The organism is Jingyaoa shaoxingensis, from assembly GCF_014385005.1.
In the GTDB taxonomy this organism is placed as follows: domain Bacteria; phylum Bacillota; class Clostridia; order Lachnospirales; family Lachnospiraceae; genus Marvinbryantia; species Marvinbryantia shaoxingensis.
In genome coordinates, this window is record NZ_JACRSZ010000050.1 from 1 (window position 1) to 1,881 (window position 1,881).

At 41.4% G+C, this 1,881-nt stretch carries 1 protein-coding gene; it reads left to right on the plus strand.

The window, feature by feature from the left end; all coding sequences use genetic code 11:
* Nucleotides 1-491 precede the first annotated feature (491 nt).
* Entirely contained in the window at nucleotides 492-1,781 is a 1,290-nt protein-coding gene (gene ltrA / locus H8716_RS17385; protein WP_249310221.1) for a group II intron reverse transcriptase/maturase, read from the plus strand.
* Nucleotides 1,782-1,881 lie beyond the last annotated feature (100 nt).

The window sequence follows — 1,881 nt, forward strand, 5'->3', positions numbered from 1 at the left end:
CGGTGTAAGTCCGGTCACGGTAATCGCCAGTGAGCCGTGTAGCTAAACTCGGTGCGTTGCAGTAATGCAGGGTACTAAGCGAGTGGATAAAGTAACCTCGGTAAGAGGGGCGAGCAATTATGCAGACCGTAACATAAAGTGAATTCTGCCGTATCGTTAAAAAGGTCTCTGAAAAGAGAGCAAAGGGAAGCTGAACCTTGTGCATATGGGTGAAAGCCATGGAACGTGTGAAGAAACTGGAAAGCAGCACGGAGGAATCCCTCGGTATAGAGGAAACGGTATGTATGAAAAGTGTGGTTCGGAACTGGAGAGACCCTACCCATCACCGAAAGGTAAAAAGAAAGCGTATAAGCTTGGCGAAATCGTATTTCTGATGGGAGGGAGTCGGAGAGGAACATAGTACCGATAATGACTGTGCAAGAAAACGCAGTCTATGGGAAGGTTCCTTGCTTCATTCACGTTTGTAGAGAGGGTAAGAGTGAGAGAATGTCATGCAGACTAACAACTCCAAAGAAAAAGTTCGACAACTTCAAAACAAACTATATCTGACAGCCAAGAAATGTGATAGCCGAAGATTTCATGCACTTTACGATAAGGTATATCGGGATGATATACTTTTTGAAGCATGGAAAAGGGTAAAAGCTAACAAAGGTTCCAGTGGTGTAGATGGTATCAGAATCGAAGATATTGAAGAGATGGGAATTGAAAAATACCTGTCAGAAATCAAATCGGAACTGATGGATGGAAAGTACAAACCATCCCCAGTAAAGCGAGTTATGATACCAAAACCAGACGGAAGTGAAAGACCTCTTGGAATACCAACAGTCAAGGACAGAATTGTGCAGATGGCTACCAAGATAGCAATAGAGCCAGTATTCGAAGCTGACTTTAGAGATTGTTCCTATGGATTCCGACCGAAAAGAAGTGCCAAGCAAGCACTGGAAGTGGTAAGGAAAGCGTGTAACAACAAGGGCTATTATGTAGTAGACGCAGATATTGAGAAGTTCTTTGATAACGTAAACCAGGATAAGCTGATGAAACTGGTAGAGCAGAGAATATCAGACCGTAGGATATTGAAGCTGATAAGACAATGGCTAGTATCAGGAGTATTATACGGAAATGTACTGACAATTTCTGAACTGGGAACAAGCCAAGGTTCAGTTATATCTCCGTTATTGGCAAACATCTACTTAAATACACTGGACAGACTGTGGGAAAAGTATGGACTTACTCACGGTATTCTTGTAAGGTACGCAGATGATACAGTAATCATCTGCAAGAATAAGAAAAGTGCAAATCACGCACTGAACTTATTGCAGTACATCATGGCAAAACTGGATTTAAAGCTACACCCAGTAAAAACAAAGATTGTCAGCATGTGGGACGGAAAAGAGGGATTTGACTTTCTTGGAATGCACCACAGAAGAATGACAACGGAAACAAGCAAAGGACAATTGTATAAAGAAACTTATCAGTACCCGAGCAGGAAAGCCATGAAGAAGATGAAAGCAGAAATCAAAAAGAATGTAAACGGTCGAAGCCTGTTAGTTGCAAAGGAAGAGGATTTAATAAAGAATCTAAATCCGAAAATCACAGGTTGGAAGAATTATTATTCCACCAAAACAAATGAAAAATGGATGCAGGCACTAGACTGGTACATTATCTGTACCTTTACAAGATGGTATAACAAGAAACACCAAAGGCGTAAACATATGTCAAGAGTGGGATTTGTTAGAAATAGCATTTACGAAAAAGGATTAAAGAAAATGGCTAGAGCATGACGTAATGCTGTAGAAAGAAGAATGTCGGAAAGCCGTGTGAGGGAGAACCTCATGCACGGTTTGATGAGGGGCGGATGAAATTTTCATCCGCCTACTCTAC

Coding starts and splice junctions, on each gene's coding strand:
- ltrA (WP_249310221.1), top strand. CDS start 492: ATGCAGACTAACAACTCCAAAGAAAAAGTTCGACAACTTCAAAACAAA.